Annotated in this window: 13 protein-coding genes; 7 read left to right on the forward strand and 6 right to left on the reverse strand. The window is 67.6% G+C overall.

The genetic code is table 11. The features are described from left to right. Positions 1 to 405: 405 nt before the first annotated feature. The 3 genes from A8G00_RS19415 (at position 406) to A8G00_RS19425 (ending at position 4,403) form a co-directional block, all read left to right on the forward strand. A complete protein-coding gene (locus A8G00_RS19415) occupies positions 406 to 939 on the forward strand; it encodes a biliverdin-producing heme oxygenase (protein WP_082718780.1) in 534 nt (177 codons plus the stop codon). Next, positions 932 to 3,499 carry an HWE histidine kinase domain-containing protein gene (locus A8G00_RS19420; protein WP_103001463.1) on the forward strand — a complete coding sequence of 856 codons (2,568 nt, stop codon included), beginning with the start codon at positions 932 to 934 and terminating at the stop codon, positions 3,497 to 3,499. The genes A8G00_RS19415 and A8G00_RS19420 overlap by 8 nt, the downstream gene beginning before the upstream one ends. Positions 3,500 to 3,593: 94 nt before the next feature. Beyond that, the gene (locus A8G00_RS19425; protein WP_103001464.1) at positions 3,594 to 4,403 is read left to right on the forward strand and encodes a class III extradiol ring-cleavage dioxygenase; all 810 of its coding nucleotides are present in this window, start codon (positions 3,594 to 3,596) and stop codon (positions 4,401 to 4,403) included. 21 nt (positions 4,404 to 4,424) lie between these two features. Here A8G00_RS19425 and A8G00_RS19430 read toward each other — a convergent pair whose 3' ends face one another. The 3 genes from A8G00_RS19430 to A8G00_RS19440 all read right to left on the reverse strand — a co-directional run bounded on the left by A8G00_RS19430 (position 4,425) and on the right by A8G00_RS19440 (position 6,895). Next, positions 4,425 to 4,961: a (2Fe-2S)-binding protein gene (locus A8G00_RS19430; protein WP_025547336.1), complete on the reverse strand. Its 537-nt coding sequence runs from the start codon at positions 4,959 to 4,961 to the stop codon at positions 4,425 to 4,427. Continuing rightward, on the reverse strand, positions 4,958 to 5,434 hold the full coding sequence (locus tag A8G00_RS19435; protein WP_025547338.1) for a DUF2721 domain-containing protein: 477 nt from the start codon (positions 5,432 to 5,434) through the stop codon (positions 4,958 to 4,960). The genes A8G00_RS19430 and A8G00_RS19435 overlap by 4 nt, the downstream gene beginning before the upstream one ends. Before the next feature lie 252 nt (positions 5,435 to 5,686). Beyond that, positions 5,687 to 6,895, reverse strand: a complete 1,209-nt coding sequence (locus A8G00_RS19440) for an LL-diaminopimelate aminotransferase (protein ID WP_025547340.1) — start codon at positions 6,893 to 6,895, stop codon at positions 5,687 to 5,689. A 139-nt stretch (positions 6,896 to 7,034) separates the two neighbouring features. Between A8G00_RS19440 and A8G00_RS19445 the strand changes: the two genes are divergently transcribed. The 4 genes from A8G00_RS19445 (at position 7,035) to A8G00_RS19460 (ending at position 11,563) form a co-directional block, all read left to right on the forward strand. Beyond that, entirely contained in the window at positions 7,035 to 8,774 is a 1,740-nt protein-coding gene (locus A8G00_RS19445; protein WP_103001465.1) for an alpha/beta hydrolase, read from the forward strand. Between the two features lie 153 nt (positions 8,775 to 8,927). After that, positions 8,928 to 9,827 carry a phasin family protein gene (locus tag A8G00_RS19450; RefSeq protein WP_103001466.1) on the forward strand — a complete coding sequence of 300 codons (900 nt, stop codon included), beginning with the start codon at positions 8,928 to 8,930 and terminating at the stop codon, positions 9,825 to 9,827. A 330-nt stretch (positions 9,828 to 10,157) separates the two neighbouring features. Continuing rightward, positions 10,158 to 10,988: a sulfite exporter TauE/SafE family protein gene (locus A8G00_RS19455; RefSeq protein ID WP_025547343.1), complete on the forward strand. Its 831-nt coding sequence runs from the start codon at positions 10,158 to 10,160 to the stop codon at positions 10,986 to 10,988. Positions 10,989 to 11,197: 209 nt separating this feature from the next. Beyond that, positions 11,198 to 11,563 carry a hypothetical protein gene (locus tag A8G00_RS19460; RefSeq protein WP_025547345.1) on the forward strand — a complete coding sequence of 122 codons (366 nt, stop codon included), beginning with the start codon at positions 11,198 to 11,200 and terminating at the stop codon, positions 11,561 to 11,563. A gap of 146 nt (positions 11,564 to 11,709) precedes the next feature. Here the strand turns inward: A8G00_RS19460 and A8G00_RS19465 are convergent, their stop codons facing one another. Genes A8G00_RS19465 through A8G00_RS19475 form a run of 3 tightly spaced genes read right to left on the reverse strand, consistent with a single transcriptional unit; the run spans position 11,710 to position 18,394 of the window. Further along, positions 11,710 to 12,600, reverse strand: coding sequence for a transglutaminase family protein (locus A8G00_RS19465; protein ID WP_103001467.1), 891 nt, complete (start codon positions 12,598 to 12,600; stop codon positions 11,710 to 11,712). Further along, on the reverse strand, positions 12,597 to 15,068 hold the full coding sequence (locus tag A8G00_RS19470; protein ID WP_103001468.1) for a circularly permuted type 2 ATP-grasp protein: 2,472 nt from the start codon (positions 15,066 to 15,068) through the stop codon (positions 12,597 to 12,599). The genes A8G00_RS19465 and A8G00_RS19470 overlap by 4 nt, the downstream gene beginning before the upstream one ends. After that, positions 15,065 to 18,394 carry a DUF2126 domain-containing protein gene (locus A8G00_RS19475; RefSeq protein WP_103001469.1) on the reverse strand — a complete coding sequence of 1,110 codons (3,330 nt, stop codon included), beginning with the start codon at positions 18,392 to 18,394 and terminating at the stop codon, positions 15,065 to 15,067. Before A8G00_RS19475 ends, A8G00_RS19470 begins: the two co-directional genes overlap by 4 nt. Between the last annotated feature and the right edge of the window lie 85 nt (positions 18,395 to 18,479).

Genomic DNA, 18,479 nt, shown 5'->3' on the forward strand with positions numbered 1-18,479 from the left:
TGCCACTGGCGCTGCGCCTGTCCGTTGCCTTGGCCGCCACGGCCGCCTTCGGGCCGGCCGGCCCGTTCGCCGCCACGGCCGCGCCAGCCGCCATCGTCGCCCCGCTGGGCATAGGCCGGGGCGATCCCGCCCAGTACCGTCGCGGTCATCAAGCCCGCCAGCATCATTTTCCTCAACATGCCGTTCGCCTTTGTTTCACGGGGCCATTCGCCCCTCATATGTCGCTTTTAGGACTTGTGCGATGTCACGATGCTGAACTTGTCTGTCAGCGATTTGAAAGAATCCCCGGCGGCCCCTCAAAGGCTGCTTTGCGCCGAAATCCCCGGAAATGTGACCGAAGGAAGGCAAAAGCTGATCCAGATCAGTGCGTCCCCCTGCAAAGCCCCTTAGGAATGCCGGGTGACGATAACGCCCACTGCCGGCAGCGCCCGACAGGCCCTGCGCCAAGCGACGATGGAAAGCCATCAGCGTGTCGACGACCTGTTCTCGCATTTTTCGCTGGACGATCGCCCCGGCTACGCCGCCTTCCTGAAGGCCCATGCCCGGGCGCTCGCCCCACTGGAGCGGATGACCCGCCCCGATGCGCCGCGCCTGCCGCTGCTGACCCGGGACCTTGCGGCCCTGGGCGAACCGCAGCCCGCGCCGCTCGCCGCGCCGGCGCCCCCGTCCGATGCCTATCGCTGGGGCCTGCGCTACACGCTGGAAGGATCGCGCCTGGGCGGCGCCATGCTCGCCCGCCGCGTGGGCCCCGGCCTGCCGCGCGCCTATCTGTCCGCCGTGCATGAAAAGGGCGGCTGGGCGGATTTCCAGCGACGACTGGATGAAGCCGCGGCCGATGGGGGCCAGCCATGGATCGGCGACGCGATTCGCGGCGCGGAGGCCGCCTTCGATCTGTTCGCCGCCGCCGCCAGGGGCGAAGTGGCGCCCGTCCATGGCTGACGGCAATATCCCGGCCCAGGATTTCGCCGTCGACCTCAGCAATTGCGACCGGGAGCCGATCCATGTGCTGGGCACGGTCCAGCCCTTCGGTTTCCTGATCGCGCTGACCGCCGACTGGCTGGTGTCGCGCGTGTCGGCCAACAGCGCCGATCATATCGGCCTTTCGCCCGAACAGATGCTGGGCCGGCCGATCAGCGGCATCTTCAGCGGGGAGGCGGTCCATTCCCTGCGCAACCGCATCACCCTGCTGCGCGGCCCCGACGCGGTGGAGCGCATCTTCTCCCTCACCCTGATCGAGGGGATCGCGCCGTTCGACGTCGCCGTCCACTTCTCCGGATCGCTGGTCGTGATCGAGGCCGAACCGGCGTCCCATGACGAGATGGAGGCCAGCAGCATGGTCCGCTCCATGGTGTCGCGGCTCGGCCAGACGCAGGGCATGGCCGCCTTCCTGCGGGACGGCGCGCGGCAGGTGCGGGCGCTGACGGGCTTCGACCGGGTGATGGTCTATCGCTTTGCGGAGGGCGGCGACGGCGAAGTCGTGGCCGAAGCGCTGCGTCCCGGCATCGACAGCTTCTTCGGCCTGCATTATCCCGCGTCCGACATTCCGGCGCAGGCGCGGGCGCTCTACCTGCGCAACATCTTCCGCGTGATCGCGGACGTGCAGGCGCAGCCGGTTCCCATCGTGCCGCAGCTCGACCCCTCTGGCGCCGCGCTCGACATGTCGCTCTGCCTGACGCGGGCGGTGTCGCCCATCCATATCGAATATCTCGGCAATATGGGGGTAGGGGCCTCGCTCTCCATCTCGATCGTCGTCGAAGGGCGGCTCTGGGGCCTGTTCGCCTGCCACCATTACGGCCCCCGCCTGCCCAGCTTCGCACAGCGCAGCGCCGCCGAACTGTTCGGCCAGATCTTCTCGATGATGCTCGAAAACCGGGAGCGCAGCGAAACCTCCGCCTATGAGGGCAAGGCGCGGCAGGTGGCCGACCGGCTGATGTCGGCGGTGGCGCAGGACCATGACCTGCTGTCCAACGCCCGCTGGCTGGGCGAGGTGATCTTCGACACCATCCCGGCCGACGGCGTCGGCGTCTATATCGACGGCCAGATGACCTTTTCCGGCCTCGCCCCGGACGAGCGAAGCTTCGCCGCCATCGTCGCCATGCTGAACCGGGCCGCTGCCGGCCAGGTCTTCACCACCGATCATCTGGCGCGCCTGCTGCCCGAATCGTCCGCCCATGCCGACCGGGCGGCGGGGCTGCTCGCCATCCCGCTCTCGCGCCGCCCGCGCGACTATGTGGTGCTGTTCCGGGCGGAACAGCTCCGCTCGGTGCGCTGGGCGGGAAGCCCGGAAAAGCATATCGAATATGGCCCCAACGGCCCCCGCCTGACCCCGCGCAAGAGCTTCGAACAATGGTCGGAACTGGTGCGCGGCACTGCCGTGCCCTTCACCGCCGCCGAACTGCGCGTGGCGGAGGCGCTGCGCACCGCCCTGCTGGAAGTCATATTGCGCCTGTCCGATTCCGCCCATGATGAACGGCAGAAGGCGCATGAGAAGCAGGAATTGCTGATCGCGGAACTCAATCATCGCGTCCGCAACATCCTCTCGCTGATCCGGGGGCTGCTGTCCCAGACCCGCGACAGCGCCGAATCGGTCGACCAGTTCATCGACACGCTGGAAAGCCGCGTCCACGCCCTGGCCCGCGCCCATGACCAGATCACCGCCGACCGCTGGGCGCCCGCCCGGCTCTACGACCTGATAGAGGTGGAATCGGCCGCCTATCTGGCCGAACGGCGCGACCGGGTGAAGCTGACCGGTCCCAATGTGCTGCTCACCCCGGCCGCCTTCACGGTGCTGGCGCTGGTGATCCATGAGATGCTGACCAACGCCGCCAAATATGGCGCTCTGTCCGACAATGGCAGCGTGGCCATCGGCTGGAGGGTCGACGCCGACGGCAGCCTGCTGATCGACTGGCGGGAAAGCGGCGGGCCCGCCGTGGTCGCGCCCACCCGCCGGGGCTTCGGATCGACCGTGATCGAACGGTCCATCCCCTATGATCTCGATGGCCGGGCGGAGGTGCATTACCGCCTTTCCGGTCTGGAGGCGCGATTCTGCATCCCCTCCGCCCATGTCGCCTCCGTCCTGCCCGACGTCGTCGGCATCGAACGCGCCAGCCCCGCCCCGGCGCCCACGCCGACGCTGCTCAAGGGGCGCAACGTGCTGCTGGTCGAAGACAATATGATCATCGCCATGGATGGCGAGGACGCGCTGCGCGACCTCGGCGCCGAAGTGATCACCGCCGCCAGCGTCAGCCGCGCGCGGGATGCGATCGCGAACCATGACGTCGATCTGGCGGTCCTGGACTTCAACCTCGGCAATGAGACCAGCCTTCCCGTGGCGGAACTGCTGGCGGAAAAGGGCGTCTCCTTCCTCTTCGCCACCGGCTATGGCGACGGGCTGGACCTGCCCGAACGCTTCGGCGACGTGACCCTGCTCAAAAAGCCCTATTCCGGCGCCACCCTGGCCCAGGCCATCGCCCCCGTGCTGGAAGAAAACGGAGCTTGAGGGCCGCCCGCCGCCGCCTTTCACGCCCCACCCGAAACAGTCCGTTTCCAGCGCCCCGCTTGCGCCGCGCCCAAATCCATCCGATCTCGTGGGCATGAGACAACCGACTCTCTTCATCCCCCATGGCGGCGGCCCCTGCTTCTTCATGGACCCCAGCGACCCCGATCGCCCGCATTGCGACCCGATGTGGCAGCCGATGCAGGACTATCTGGCGGGCATCGTCGCGACCCTGCCCGAACGCCCCCGTGGGATCCTGCTGGTCTCCGGCCATTGGGAGGAAAGCCGGTTCACCGTCCATGACGGCGAAAGGCCCGGCCTGCTGTTCGACTATTACGGCTTTCCACCGCACACATATGCGCTCCGCTGGGACGCGCCGGGCGCGCCCGCGCTCGCCCGCCGGGCCGCCGGCCTGCTGGAACAGGCGGGCTTCCCCACCGGCAGGGAGGATGCGCGCGGCTGGGACCATGGCGTCTTCATCCCGATGAAGGTCGCCCTGCCGCAGGCCGACATCCCCGTCGCCCAGCTCTCGCTCCGCGGCGATCTCGATCCCGACGCGCATCTCGCCGCAGGCGGGGCGCTCGCGCCGCTGCGCGACGAGGGCGTCCTCATCATCGGATCGGGAATGAGCTTCCACAATCTGCGCGTGCGCGGCGCACAGGCGACCCAGCCTTCGATGCTCTGGGACGAAGCCCTGACCGCCGCCGTCACCGACCCCGATCCGGCCAGCCGGGCGCAGCGCGTCGCCGCCTGGGCCGACCTGCCCCATGCCCGCTTCGCCCATCCGCGCGAGGAACATCTCCTGCCGCTGATGGTCGCCCTGGGCGCGGGCGGGGAGGATGCGGCCGTGCGCGACCACGCCAGCAATGTGCTGGGCTGGGCCGTGTCGGGCTACCGCTTCGGCTGAACGGCAGGAACGCGGATGGCCTCAGGGCTTCCGCAGCGCCGGAACCGCCTTCGCCGCTTCGTCCGGCGTGATGCCGGAGGGCGGCACGGCGTCCACCACTTCCTCGCCCCGCATCACCCGTCCCGCCCGCTGGATCGCACCCCGCAACCGGGGGTAGATGCCGCACCGGCAGATATTGGTGATCGCCGCGTCGATCTCCTCGTCGCCCGGGTCGCTGGTCCGCCGCAGCAGCACCGACGCCGCCATGATGACGCCGGGGATGCAGTAACCGCATTGCGAGACATTGTCCGCCGCGAACACCTGTTGCAGCGGATGGCCGCGGTCGGGCGACAATCCCTCTATGGTGGTGACGAACTTGCCCTCCGTGGCGGCGATCGTCACCTGGCAGGAGCGCACGGCTTCCCCGTCTATGTCGACCGTGCAGGCGCCGCAATCGCCCGTGCCGCAGCCATATTTCGTCCCGGTCAGGTTCGATGCGTCGCGCAGCGCCCACAGCAGCGGCGTCGCCGGGTCCATGCGATATTGGACGGGCCGGTCGTTGACCGTGAACTTCGTCATCCCGCGCCCTCTTCCTCGACCTTGTGGTAGAGCACCTCGTTGCGGATGTGGATGGTGCGCGAGGCGAGCCGGATTTCCTGGATGAACGTGCCGAAGGCCGCCGCCTGCAACACCATGGCCAGGATGAAGAGGATCGCGATCGGCGTGCCCAGATGCACCCCGAACAGATTGGCCGCGAACAGCAGGATGACCACCAGACAGACGGCGCAGGCCGACGCCACCGACAGGAAGATCGCGCCATTGACCACGCTCATCCGCCGGTCCAGCACGCGGATTTCGCTGACCATCCGGTCATGTTCCTTGCCGCGGGACGCGAGGATCTTCTCCTCCACCTTCCGCGCCCGGTCGATGATCCGCGCCAGCCGCCCGACGCAGACGTTCAGGAACGCCCCGATACCCGCAAGCAGGAAGACAGGAGCCAAAGCGAGCTGAATAGTCTGTGCGACCTGGGAAACCTGGGGGAGTGCGATCATCGTTTCACAGCAGCGCAGCGCGAAGGAAATGGCAAGGGTTGAAATGATGGCATGGGACTCACGCCATCATGACTTGGAGGAAACGCGCGCCTGCGGAGGCAGGAGCCCAGTTCCGCCGTCCGGGCATCACTCAACCCTCCGAACCGGGCTGCATGCGAGCCGCCTGTCCCGCTTCAGCGCCTCCGCAGGAGCATAATCCTATATTCCTCGGGCCTATATTCCTCGGGCCTATATTCCTCAGGCCTATATTTCTCAGGCAGCGCCCTTGGCCGGCGTATTGACGCCCATGGACTTCAGATAGTGCCGGATATTGCGCGCGGCCTGCCGCAGCCGCTGCTCATTCTCCACCATGGCGATGCGGACATAGCCCTCGCCATCCTCGCCATAGCCGACCCCCGGCGCGACCGCGACCTTGGCATGGGTAAGGAGCTGCTTGGAAAATTCCAGGCTTCCCATGTCCTTGAGGGCAGGGGGCAGCGGCGCCCAGGCGAACATCGACGCCTTGGGCGCGGGAATGTCCCAGCCCGCCCGGCCAAAGGCCTCCACCATCACGTCGCGGCGCTTGTGGTAGAGTTCGCGGTTCTTCTGCACGATGTCCTGCGGCCCGTTCAATGCCGCGCAGGCCGCCGCCTGGATCGGCGTGAACGCGCCATAGTCCAGATAGGACTTCACCCGCTTCAACGCCGCGATCAGTTGCCGGTTGCCCACGGCGAAGCCGATGCGCCAGCCCGCCATGGAATAGGTCTTGCTGAGCGAGGTGAACTCGACCGCCACATCCTTGGCGCCCGGCACCTGCAGGATGGAGGGCGTCGGATTGCCGTCATAATAAAGCTCGGAATAGGCAAGGTCGCTCAGCACCCAGACCTTGTTCTCCTTCGCCCAGGCGACCAGCCGCTCGTAGAAGGCGAGGTCGACCGTCTCCGCCGTTGGATTGCTGGGATAGCCCACCACCAGGATCGACGGGCGCGGCACGGTGAAGGCCATGGCCCGTTCCAGCGACTGCCAATAATGTTCGTCCGGCGTGGTCGGCACGGATCGGATGGTCGCGCCCGCGATGATGAAGCCGAACATGTGGATCGGATAGCTGGGATTGGGCGCCAGCACGACGTCGCCCGGCGCGGTGATCGCGGTGGCCAGGCTGGCGAGGCCTTCCTTCGACCCCATGGTCACGACCACCTCGGTCTCCGGGTCCAGATCGACGCCGAAGCGGCGGCCATAATAATTGGCCTGCGCCCGGCGCAGCCCCGGAATCCCCATCGACTGGGAATAGCCGTGCGCGCTCGGCTTCTGCGCGACCTCGCACAGCTTGGCGATGACATGGTCGGGCGGCGGCAGGTCGGGATTGCCCATGCCTAAGTCGATAATGTCCTCCCCCGCGGCGCGTGCGGCGGCCCGCATCGCGTTCACTTCGGCGATGACATAGGGCGGCAGACGCTTCATGCGGTAGAATTCTTCGGACATTGGGGCTTTCCTGAAAGCTCGCTGTAAGGAATAGTGCGTGACGCGCATTCGGCTTGTCACGATCCGGCTATAACCCGCCAGCCCGCGACACGCCAGAGAAAGCGGCGGACCGGACCATGCCAGGCGAAGGAAGGTGGCCATGAAAGCACAGGACGTCATGGAACCCCATCTCCCCACGCTGGAGGACATGCAGCAATGGACGCAGGTGCTGGGCCGCGCGCAGCAGTTGCTGCTGGAACAGGCGGCGGGCGCGACCGGGCGCACGCTGCCCTTCGATCCCGAAGCCGTGGCGCGCATCCAGACCGGCTTCGCCGACGAAGGCTTGGCGCTGTGGCAGCGTTTCCTGGATTCCGGCGGCCTGCTGCGCGACCAGCCGGAGCCGCCGCCCTCGGGCAGCCCCGCCGCCGCGCGCGACCGCCGCTTCGCCGACCCGGCCTGGACGGAGCATCCCTTCTACGACCTGATCCGGCAAAGTTACCTGCTGCTCTCGGATTATCTGATGAAGCTGGCCGACGCGGTGGACGGCGTCGATCCGAAGCAGAAGGCAAAGCTGCGCTTCGCCACCACCGGCCTGCTCGACGCCATCGCCCCCAGCAACTTCCCGCTGACCAACCCGCTGGTCGTGCAGAAGACGATCCAGAGCGGCGGCGAGAATCTGGTCAAGGGCCTCCAGCACATGCTGGCCGACCTGGAAAAGGGCCAGCTCACCCACACGGACGGCACGGCGTTCGAGCTTGGCCGCAACATCGCCTCCACGCCGGGCAAGGTGATCAGGGAAACGCCGCTCTACCAGTTGATCCACTATGCCCCGACGACGGACAAGGTGCTGGAAACGCCGCTGATCATCTTCCCGCCATGGATCAACCGCTTCTACATTCTCGACCTGTCGCCGGAAAAAAGCTTCGTCAAATGGGCGGTGGACCAGGGGATCAGCGTCTTCCTGGTGTCGTGGAAATCGGCCGACGCCTCGATGAAGGACCTGGTCTGGGACGATTATATACTGAACGGCCAGATCGACGCGATCGACACGGTGCGCGACCTGCTGGGCGTGCCCGGCGTCCACGCCATCGGCTATTGCGTCGCGGGCACCACCCTTGCCGCCACGCTGGCGCTGCTGGCGGCGCGGGGGGAGGGGGAAAAGGTCGCCAGCGCCACCTTCTTCACCGCCCAGGTCGATTTCAGCAAGGCGGGGGACCTCAGCCTGTTCGTCGATGACGAGCAGATGAAGATGGTGGAGCAGCTTTCCTCCGGCGGCTTCCTCGACGGGCGCTACATGGCCGCGACCTTCAACCTGCTGCGCGGGCGCGACCTCATCTGGAACTATGTGGTCAACAATTACCTGCTGGGGCAGGATTATCCGCCCTTCGACCTGCTCTACTGGAATGGCGACACCACCAACCTGCCGGCGCGCTGGCACAGGGATTATCTGACCCAGCTCTATCGCGACAACCTGCTGGTCCGGCCGGGCGCGATCAGTGTCGCGGGCACGCCCATCGACCTGCGCCAGGTCAGGACCCCCGCCTATGTTCAGGCGGGACGGGAAGATCATATCGCCCCGCTGGAAAGCGTGTGGAAACTGACCGAACATTTCTCCGGCCCGATCCGTTTCCTGCTGGCGGGGTCGGGGCATATAGCGGGCGTGGTGAACCCGCCCGCCGCCGGCAAATATCAATATTGGACCTGCACCGAATCGCAGCCCACCCTGGAGGCCTTCCTTGCACAGGCGAAGGAGACGAAGGGGAGCTGGTGGCCCGACTGGATCGAGTGGATTCGCGGGCAGACCCCCGCCACGGTCCCGGTGAAGGGCGCCCGCCGTCCGGGCAGGGGCCGACTCAAGGCCATTGAGGATGCGCCCGGCCGCTATGTGAAAACCCGTTAGTTCCTTCACATGGGACGGGGGGGACTGGGTTTGCGGCAGCCCGCCTCGTTGCAGCGACGGGCCGTATGAGGCATTTTTGTTGCACTGCACAAAAACACTTGCAACCGCATTTCGATCCCTATATTGTGCACTGCAACAAATGGAGGTTGGTCCATGGCCGTTACCCCAAAGCCAGTGCGTAAGAAGCCTGCCGTCAAGAAGGCGTCGTCGACCCTGTCCGCCAGTGAGGCGCTCAAGGCCGCCGAAGCTGCGATCAAGGCCCCGGCCCCGACGAAGGCGAAGCCCGCCGTCAGGAAACCGGCGCCGCCCAAGCCCGTCGCTCCAGCCCCCAGGCCGGCGCCCGTGGCGAAGGCCGATCCGGTGGCGGTGATCGCGGCGACCACGGCGGTCGACGCCGCGCCTGAGCCCGAGCTGGTGAAGGATGCGACGCCCGAACCCACCCCCGTCGCCGCGGCGCCGGCGGTGAAGACGCCGAAGTTTGAGCCGGTTGCGGAACCGACGCCGACCGAACCGGAGCTATGGAAGAGCCTGTCGTCCAAGGCCGGGCCGCTAGAGCCCATGTTGCTGCCCGCCACAGAAGGAACGAAGATGATGAACGACGTGATCGAGACCGGAAAGAAATTCGCTGAAGAAACCAAGGCCAAGCTCGAAACGGTCTATGCCGACCTGAACGAGAAGGCGAAGGTGAGCGTCGAGAAGTCGACCAAGGCGATCGAGGAGTTCAGCGACATCGCCAAGGGCAATGTCGAAGCGCTGGTCGAATCCGGCAAGATCGCGGCCAAGGGCTTTGAGACCCTGGGCCAGGAAGCCGTGGACTACAGCCGCAAGAGCTTCGAAAAGGCGACTGCCTCGTTCAAGAGCTTCTCGACCGTGAAAACGCCGACCGAATTCTTCCAGCTCCAGAGCCAGCTGCTCTCCAGCAGCTTCGACGAATTCACCAAGGAAGCGGCCAAGAGCAGCGAAGCGCTGATCAAGCTGGCCGGCGACGTGGCCTCTCCGCTGACCGCCCGCGTGACCGTGGTGACCGACAAGGTGAAGGCGCTCGCCGCCTGATCCCCCCTCGGTTTTCTGAAACAGGGAAACGGCTCCGTGATCGGGGCCGTTTTCTTTTTTGCCAAGCGCGCAAATGCCCGGTCCGGGCCCTGGAATCCACCCGCATCCTCTCCCGCTCCCCCACAATATTGCGCCTCTCCTTTGCGGGTTCCCCAACTTCGTTCGTCTTGGGAAGATGTGGGGCAGTTGATCGTCCCCGCCACTTACATTCCGCCGAAGAGAGGCATGGGTTTCCATCATGGTCGATTGCACAGCTTCCGCCGCCTTGATCCACCAGGGCATCTTCCCCCATAACGCCGCCCGCACGGCACCGGCAGGGGAGCAGCGCTGATGCACGGTGACGTGATGACCTGGCTCCTGCCGCTGGTCGCGATGCTGGGGGCGGGACTGTTCGCCGGCTTCGCGGCGGGGATTTTCGGGATCGGCGGCGGCTTCGTGGTGGTGCCTGCGCTGTTCGTGGTGCTGCCGCTGCTGGGCGGCACGCATGACGCCATCGCCCATGTCGCGATCGGCACGTCGGCGGCGACGATCATCGTGACGTCGATCCGTTCCCTCCTCGCCCATGCCAAGCGCGGCGCGGTGGAGTTCGAAGTGCTCAAGACCTGGGCGCCGTGGATCATCCTGGGCGACGGCGCGGGCGTGCTGCTGGCCGGCCATGTCGACGGACGCATCCTGACCATGATCTTCGCGATCGGCGTGTTCCTGATGTCGCTCAACTTCCTGCTGCCCAAGGTCGGCGGCAAGGTGATCAGCGACACCATGCCCTCGGGCATCGCCCGCGTCGGCATCGCCGGGGGCCTGGGCACCTTCTCCGCCCTGCTCGGCATCGGCGGCGGCACCATCGCCATCATGGTGATGACGCTGTGCGGCCGCTCGATCCACCGCGCCATCGCCACCGCGTCGGGCATCGGCACGCTCATCGCCATTCCCAGCGCCATCGGCTTCGCGCTGATCGGCCTCAAGGAAGGCGGCCTGCCCTGGGGATCGCTGGGCTATGTCAACATCCCCGCGACGCTCGCCATCGCCTCCATGTCCGTGCTCACCGCGCCGCTGGGCGTCGCTGTCGCGCACGCCATGCCCGCCGCCCCGCTCAAGAAGATCTTCGGCGTCTATCTGGTGATCATCGCCTTCGTCATGTTCCGCAACGCGATCCGCATGTGACCCGCTTCCCCTTCCCGCCCATGGCCGCTGCAAGGGCCATGGGCGGGATTTTGCCATAACCTATTGAAATAGGGTTATTTCCGGCCGGTTTCCCTTTTCCGCCGGTCGCCGCGGGGATGCGCTTCATCCATTCTGCACAACCGTTCATGCGCAAAATCCCTTTCCTCGCACGTTGACCTCCCATCGGGACGAGGAAGAGGAGAAGAGACATGAAACGCTCGACTGTCGCCAGCGCCCTTGCCATGCTCGCCATGGCGCCGCTTTCCGCAACGGCCATGCCCCATGGCGCGATGAGCTATGAGGAAAGGCTCGCCGCGATGGAGGACGACATGACCCTGCCCGCGCCGATTGCGGGCGTGCAGAATAAATATTGGTTCAACTATCGCACCGATGTTGCGGAGGCCCGCAAGGAACTGGCCCACGACCTGCGCCACGCCACCGACGCGGAGGATGAGCGCGACGCCTGGGACGAATATCGCGCGGAACTGGCCGACGCCCGCCGCGACTATGCGAAGGAAATGCGTGAGAAGGGCTATCGCACCGGGCAGGTGCGGGTCCACGGCTCCGGTCGCTGACCATGACATGGGCTGGAGGGTGGTAGAGCCGCCGGAGCATCGTGCGCAAAACCGGTTCCCACTTTTGCGCACGATGCTCTGGAAAGGATACGGCAGAAAGCCGGAGCGCGCTGCGTGCGATTGGCGCAGCGCGCTCCGGGCGCGCCTCACGACGCCTCATCCTCCGGCATGACATCCACCATCACCTGCACGCTCTGGCCCGCGCCGCCGAAGAACAGCCCGTCCATCGGCGCGACATCGGCATAGTCCCGCCCCATGGCGACGAACAGATGCCCGTCCCCGGCGATCACGCCGTTGGTCGGATCAAGGCCGATCCACCCCCGCGCCGGCCCGCACCACAGCATCGCCCAGGCATGCATGGCATCCGCACCCACCAGCCGCGCCATGCCCGGCGGCGGATCGGTGCGCAGATAGCCGCTGACATAGGCGGCGGGCAGCCCGAACCAGCGCAAGGCCGCCACCATCACATGGGCGAAATCCTGGCACACCCCATGGCGCGCCGCAAAGGCCTCCGCCACTGGCGTCGCCGCATCGGTCGCCCCGCTCACATAGGCGAATTCGCCCTTGATCCGCCGCGCCAGTTCCACCGCCGCCTCGACAATCGGCCGCCCCGGGACAAGCAAATCCGCTGCCCAATCCCCGATCTCCGCCACCAGCGGCACGCGCTGCGAGGCGTGGAGATAATGCGCCGGCCCCGCCGGTCCCATGTCCCGCGCCACCAGCGCCGCCTCCGCCACCGCGCCGACGGTGGGATCATCCTCCCGCGCTTCCGCCGCTGGCTCGCCCTGCACCCCGGCGCGAAAGCTGCTGTCGATGCTGATCCGGCGCAGCGGGCTGTCGATCTCCAGCCGGGCGACATGCACCGGCCATGCCCCCGGCCGCGATTCGATGGAGGAAGGCGCCGGATCGACCGCCAGATGATAGTCCGACGTCCACTGCCCCGGCCAAGGCGCGGGCCGCAGCCGCAGGTTCAGGCGCGCCAGTTGCACCGGCGCATCATAATGCACGATGGTCTGATGCCGGATGCGGTAGATCATGACAGCAGGCTGGCGCCCTCGCTCTTTTCCTTGCGCCGCTGTAGGAAATAGCGCTGGCCGATGGCGTCCGACAGTTCCAGCAACCGGCCCTCCGCCTCCGCCAGATCGGCCATGCCGAGCACATCCCCCGTCAGCGGCGCCAGCCGCGCCGCCAGCATCGCCGCCAGCCGTTGGGGCTCCTCGGGCATGCCGTCGCCATGCAGCGTCGGCAGCGCCCCGACATGCTCCGCCAGCCTCTCCGCCTGATAGACGATGGAGCGCGGATTATGCGGCTCCAGCGCCACCAGATCGCGCACCGGCGCCAGGGCGGGCCCGGCCAGATAGCGGTTGCGATAGCTGATCTGGCTGTCGTTGAGGTCCAGCAGCACGGTCAGGTCGTCCGCCGAAGCCCCGTCGCCCCCGAACAGCATCGCCAGACGGCAGCCATTGATCGCCCGCTCCATCCGCCGCCCCATGTCGTGGAAACGCCACCCCTCGGTCCGCCCCATATTCTCCGCCGCCAGCCCCGACAGCGCCGAAATCCGCTCGATCATCCGGGATGACGCCTTCAGCAGGGTCTCCGTCACCCCGCCGTCGAAATCGGGCAGGGGCAGCCGCACCAGCCGCCAGTAATCCACCGCCAGCCGGTCGCGCAGCCCTTCCCCTATGCCCGCCACCGCCGCCAGTAGGGCCCGCACGCTGCCCGGCTGCGCGCCATCGCCCAACGCCTGCGCGCAGAGCGGCCCGACCGCCCCCGCAACGGCCGGGATCGCGCCCCAGGACGCAAGCTGCCCCATCAGCCGGTCCATGGCGGGCGATCCCACCGCCGGCCCCAGATCGGCCTCGATGGACCCGCCGACGATCGCCCGGATCACCCGCGCCGTCATCTCCATCCGCTCGATATAGCGGCCCAGCCAATAGAGATTGTCCGCCGCCTTGGCGGGCAGCATGCCGCCCACCCGCCGGATCGCCGGAGCCGCCGCCGACAGCCCGTCCTGCGGCACCGGCTTGCCGTCCAGCACGCACATGTCCGCCGACAGGTCGCCTTCGCCCATCAGCGCGGCGCGAATGTCGCCATGCGCCGCCAGCCGCGCAAAGGCGCCCGGCATGATCCGCCATTGCCCCAGCTCGTCCCGCGCCACGAACACCCGCAGGGTGAAGGGCAGGGCGGTCAGCCTGCCCCCGACGATCGCGGGCGTGGTCGACAGCCGCACCACTTCCTGCCCGACATAATCCATCGGCCGCCGCGCCATCGCCTCCAGCAGGGCCGCCCGCTGCGCCGCATCCATCCCCGATCCGGGCAGGAACCGCGTGCCCGTCAGCCCCGCCACGTCCCGGTCGAAGGCGGACCCCACCACCAGCTCGTCCATCGCCCCCGCCACATGCGCCCGCTCGGCCGCCTGCCCGCACCACCATGTCGCGATATTGGGCAGGATGAGGTCCGCCCCCAGCACCTCCCGCGCCAGCCCCGGCAGGAAGGCCGCCATGGCCCGCGATTCGATCACGCCCACGCCCGGCCAGTTGGCCAGCATCAGCCCGCCCTTGACGCAGGCGTCGAACAGGTCCGGCACGCCGATCCGCGATTCCGCGTCGAACGCCAGCGGATCGAGGAAGCGGCTGTCCATCCAGCGCCAGAGGCCATCGACCCGCTTCAACCCCTGAATGGTCCGCACGAACAATTGCCCGTCCGACACGATCAGGTCGTCACCCTCGACCAGCAACAGGCCCAGATAGCGCGCCAGATGCGCCTGCTCGGCATAGCTCTGGTTGAACCGCCCCGGCGACAGCAGCCCGATGCGCGGATCGCTCCGCTCGCAATCCGCCGCCAGCCCGCGCCGCAGGTCGCTCAGGAACGGCGCCAGCCGCCGCACATTGAGCGCGCCCAGCAAGTCCCCGGTCGCCCGCGACAGGGCCAGCCGGTTCTCCAGCGCATAACCGACGCCCACGGGCGTCCGCACCCGGTCCGCCAGCACCCGCCAATCGCCCTGCGGCCCCCGCGCCAGATCGGCGGCGTAGAAATGGACGAAATGCCCATGCGGCGGCGGCGCGCCGGTCATCACCCGCCAATGATGCGGGCTGCCGGTGATCACGCTCGCGGGCAGCTTCCCCTCGCGCACCAGCGATTGGGTGGAATAGATGTCGCTGATCACCCGCTCCAGCAACTGCGCCCGCTGGATCAGCCCCTGCTCGATATGCGTCCATTCCCGCGCCCCGATCAGCAGTGGAACGGGGCTGAGCGGCCAGGGCCTTTCCTGCTGGTCCCCGGTCAGCCGGAACGCCAGCCCCAGGTCGACCGCCTGCCGCTCGACATTGCCCGCCAGCACCGCCGGATCGCCCTGCGCCTGCGCCGACAGCCGCTCCAGCATCGTCCGCCAGTGCCCAGCCATCTCCGCGCTCGCTCCGGCGAACAGGTCGCCCTCCGGCGCCCGCGCCAGATAGGCGTCGGCCCAACCGGCTGCTTCCACGACAGGGGCGCTCGCCACGGTCATGGATGCCGGAAACGCAGGTCCAGCGTCATCGGAAATTCGCCCGGGGCCTCGGCGGGCGGCATGTCGACCGGCCCCGGCGTATGGCCATGGTCCTGGAACCGCGCCTTGCGCCGCGCCTCCGCCTCATAGGCGTTGATCGGCAGTGTGTCGTAATTGCGCCCGCCCGGATGCGCGACATGATAGACGCAGCCGCCCAGCGACCGCCCGCTCCAGCTATCCAGCACGTCGAAGGTCAGCGGCGCGTTGACCGGCAGGGCAGGGTGCAGGCAGGCGGCCGGCGCCCAGGCCTTGTACCGCACGCCGCCCACCGCCTCGCCCGGCACGGCGGTCGGCGTCATCGGCACGCGCCGCCCGTTGCAGGCGACGACATGCCGCCCCGCGACCAGCCCCGTCGCCCGCACCTGCAAGCGCTCCGTCGAACTGTCGACATAGCGCACGGTCCCGCCAATGGCACCGGTCTCGCCCAGCACATTCCACGGCTCCAGCGCATGGGCAATCTCCAGCCCCACGCCGCCCGCATCCACCGCGCCATGCACCGGAAAACGGAACTGCCGCTGCGCCTCGAACCAGTTGGGATCGAACGCGTAACCCGCCCCGCGCAGGTCGCCCAGCACCTCCAGAAAATCGGCCCAGACGAAATGCGGCAGCATGAAGCGGTCGTGCAGCGCCGTCCCCCAGCGCACCAGACCGCCCTGCTGCGGCTGCCGCCAGAACCACGCCGTCAGCGCCCGCAACAGCAATTGCTGGGCAAGGCTCATCCTCGGCTCCGGCGGCATTTCGAAGCCCCGAAACTCCAGCAGCCCCAGCCGCCCGGTCGGCCCGTCGGGGGAGAACATCTTGTCGATGCAGATTTCGGTGCGATGGGTGTTGCCCGTCACATCGACCAGCAGATTGCGGAACAGCCGGTCCACCAGCCATGGCGGCGGCGCGTCGCCCTCACCCGGAGCAGGAACCTGCGCCAAGGCTATCTCCAGCTCGTACAGCCCGTCATGCCGCGCCTCATCGATGCGCGGCGCCTGGCTGGTCGGCCCGATGCACAGCCCCGAAAACAGGTAGGACAGCGAAGGATGCCGCTGCCAATAGAGCACAAAACTCTTCAGCAGGTCGGGCCGCCGGATGAAGGGCGAGTCGTTCAAACTCGGCCCCCCCAGCACGATATGGTTGCCGCCCCCGGTCCCCACCGAACGCCCATCCACCATGAACTTGTCGGCGGTAAGGTCGCAGGTCCGCGCCAGCGCATAGAGCCGCTCGGTGATCTCCACCGTCTCGTCCCAGCTTGACGAAGGCTGGATATTCACCTCGATCACGCCGGGATCGGGCGTGGCCTTCAGCACCTGCAAACGCGGATCGGGCGGCGGCGCATAGCCTTCGATCCGCACCGGAATCCGCATCGCCTCCGCCGCGCCCTCGACCTCGGCGATCAGTTCCAGATAATCCTCCAGCGCCTCCACCGGCGGCAGGAAGACGGACAGGAAGTGCCCCCTCGGCTCCACCGTCACGGCGGTGCGCACCGCCCCCTCGATATGGAACTGCTCGACCCGCTCCTGCGCCACGGCCCCGCCCGGCGCGTCGGGCACCCGCTGCACCGGCTGCGCATGCACCTCGTCCACCGTCGCCCGGAAATCGGGCAAGGGGCCGCGCGGCTCGCTCGGATCGCGGGGATGGATATAGGGAAAGGCCGCCTCCGGCACATGCGGCAACGACCCCAGGGGCAGGCGATAGCCCAGGGCCGAATCCCCCGGCACCGCGAACAGCCGCCCGCGCCGCAATTGCCAAATCTCGCTCTGCCAGCGCGGCGTCGCGGCCTGAGCCTGCCACCGCTGCACCGGCAGCACATAGCCGACCGGCTGGTCCAGCCCCCGCTCGAACGCCCGCACCATCCGCGCCCGCGCCTCCGGATCGGCGATCTTGGGATCGTCGGGCGAGGTGTTGACCGGCAGGTCCGCCTCCTTGACCGCCCATACCGCCGGGTCTTCGAAAACCGGCTGGATATGATCGGCGGAAAAGCCCATCGCCCCCGCCATATGCGCGATGAAGGCCTGCGCATCCTCCGCCGTCACCGCCCGCGCGTCCTCCGGCGCGACCTCATCCGCGATCAGCGCCGCATCGCGCCAGATCGGCACCCCGTCCTGCCGCCAATATACCGCATAGGCCCAGCGCGGCAGGCTCTCGCCCGGATACCATTTGCCCTGCCCATGATGCAGCATCCCGCCCGGCGCGAAGGCTTCCCGCAGCCCCCGGATCAGCCGGTCGGCATAACCCGCCTTGGTCGGCCCCACGGCATCGCCGTTCCACTCGCCCGCATCGCCGCCATTCTCCGCCACGAAGGTCGGCTCGCCCCCGGTCGTCAGCCGCACGTCCTGCGCCTGCAAGTCGGCATCCACCTGCGCGCCCAGCGCCATCACCGCATCCCAGCGCGCATCGGTGAAGGGCTTGGTGATCCGCACCGCCTCGGCAATGCGGCTGACCCCCATGGAGAAGTGGAAATCCACCTCCGCCGGTTCCGCCATCCCGCTGATCGGCGCGGCGGAGCGGTAATGCGGCGTCGCGCAGAGCGGAATATGCCCCTCTCCGGCGAACATCCCCGAAGTCGCATCGAGCGCCACCCAACCCGCGCCCGGCACATAGGCCTCCGCCCAGGCGTGGAGATCGACCACGTCCTGCGAAACCCCCTTCGGCCCCTCCAGCGGCTCGACATCTGCCACAAGCTGGATCGAGTATCCCGATACGAAGCGCGCCGCAAAGCCCAGCCGCCGCAGCAACTGCACCAGCAGCCAGGCCGAATCCCGGCACGACCCGGTGCCGATCTCCAGCGTCTCCTCCGGCGACTGCACCCCGGCCTCCATCCGGATCACATAGCCGACCCGTTGCTGAAGCTGCCGGTTCACCTCGACCAGAAAGTCGATCGTCCGCCCCTCGAACCCCTTGTGGCTCTCCACCAGAGCCTCGAACAGCGGCCCCTGATCCTCCAGGTCGAAATAGGCGGCGAGGTCGGTCTTCAACTGCTCGTCATAGGCGAAGGGATACTCCTCCGCATAAGGCTCCACGAAGAAATCGAACGGATTGATGATGTCGAGATCGGCCAGCAGGTCGACCTCGACGGAGAAACGGTCGACCGGCTCGGGAAAGACGATCCGCGCCAGCCAGTTGCCATGCGGGTCCTGCTGCCAGTTCAGGAAATGCCCTGGCGGATCGATCTTCAACGCATAATTGGGGATTTTCGTCCGGCTGTGCGGCGCGGGCCGCAACCGGATCACCTGCGGCCCAAGCGTGATCGGGCGACTGTAGCGATAGGACGTCAGGTGGTGGAGCGCGGCCTTCAGCATGAAAGCGATGAAACGCCACCCCCTGCTGCAATGCAATATGGAATCGCTTCGGCGGCAAAGAAACTGAATTTATATATAGAAGCCC

Origin of the sequence: Sphingobium sp. SA916 (assembly GCF_002894065.1) — a bacterium.
Classification (GTDB): Bacteria; Pseudomonadota; Alphaproteobacteria; order Sphingomonadales; family Sphingomonadaceae; genus Sphingobium; species Sphingobium fuliginis.